This is a genomic window from Escherichia sp. MOD1-EC7011, from assembly GCF_002965005.1.
Lineage (GTDB): Bacteria > Pseudomonadota > Gammaproteobacteria > Enterobacterales > Enterobacteriaceae > Escherichia > Escherichia ruysiae.
Genome location: NZ_PTRD01000086.1, coordinates 1 through 1,210, shown reverse-complemented (window position 1 = coordinate 1,210; position 1,210 = coordinate 1). Strand labels below are relative to the sequence as shown.

At 32.6% G+C, this 1,210-nt stretch carries 2 protein-coding genes; both read right to left on the bottom strand.

Annotated elements, in window-relative coordinates:
• Nucleotides 1-37 precede the first annotated feature (37 nt).
• Nucleotides 38-667 (bottom strand): ABC transporter ATP-binding protein, encoded by a 630-nt coding sequence (locus A7098_RS23575; RefSeq protein ID WP_000593047.1) that lies wholly within the window; start codon nt 665-667, stop codon nt 38-40.
• Nucleotides 664-1,210: HlyD family secretion protein (locus A7098_RS23570; protein ID WP_301005573.1), on the bottom strand; the 547-nt coding region annotated here is incomplete at its 5' end. The genes A7098_RS23570 and A7098_RS23575, both read right to left, overlap by 4 nt.

Here is a 1,210-nt window from a genome sequence, read left to right as displayed (position 1 = left end):
AAGATAAATAATAAAATATGCAAAAACATCTTGTTGGCTAGTTGTTCTCTAATTTAATTAAACTCATGTCGCTTGTGATTAGTTCAAGATCATGTGTCACCATGACGACACTTCCACCATCTTTATTATATTCGGATAAAATATTCATAATAATCCTTTTATTATTTTTATCCAGACTCGCGGTGGGTTCATCGGCCAAAAGAATTTTAGGTTTTTTTATTAAAGCTCTTGCAAGAGCAAGACGCTGTTTTTCTCCCCCTGAAAGGTTCATAACCTTCATATCAGGCATAGGGAGTCCAACGATTTCAAGCATGGTATGCGCATTTTTCTCTGCGAATTTTAAATAAGGATAATCTACGGAGCATAGAATGTTACGTAGTACACTTTGTTTTTCATTAATGAGAGAATCTTGAAATATAAAACCAAAATACTCCTTCCTTATACGAGAAGTTTTATTGTAATCCTTCGGATTAATATTTTTACCACAAAACTCATAATTCCCATCAAATTCACTATCCAACAAACCAAGTATGTTTAACAGTGAACTCTTTCCGACCCCGGAAGGCCCTGTAATAACATGAAATGAACCTTTTTCAACATTAACAGATATAGAACTAAGGATTTTTTTATCCTTGAACTGTTTTTCATAAATATCTAATTTAATCACTTTATTTCAATCTCAAAAGCAGTATCGAGTAATTCAGCGAGTTTTTTATGATCACCATCAATGGCCAATGTTACAACCCTCAAACCAGAACTTTTATCATCCTGGCCATTTTCGAAGGTACGGGTGATGCGGACTACAGATGCTAAACCGGATAATCCATTGACCAAAGAGCGATATCTTATCTTTTTTTCTTTGATATTTCCTTGTTCAGACACAGGATCAATTTTAACATCAATGAAAAACTTATCCAGAAGTTCAATATCTACGATATCGTCTCCTGAATTGACATATTGCTCATTGCTTACAGCAATATTCCTTATGATAAAAGGCGATGATACCAACGGTTTTGCAAGTTTTAATATATTAGTAATATTATTTTTCTCTATATTCAGATTTATAATAGCCATGTTCGAATCATTTATTTTATCTTCTATGTCAAGTAATTCATCTTTGGATATATATCCCAACTCATAGGAATGCTTACTCTCTTTATAGTCATTTATGAAGTCTACGTTTTTTTTTACATTCAGCCTGTAGTTTTTT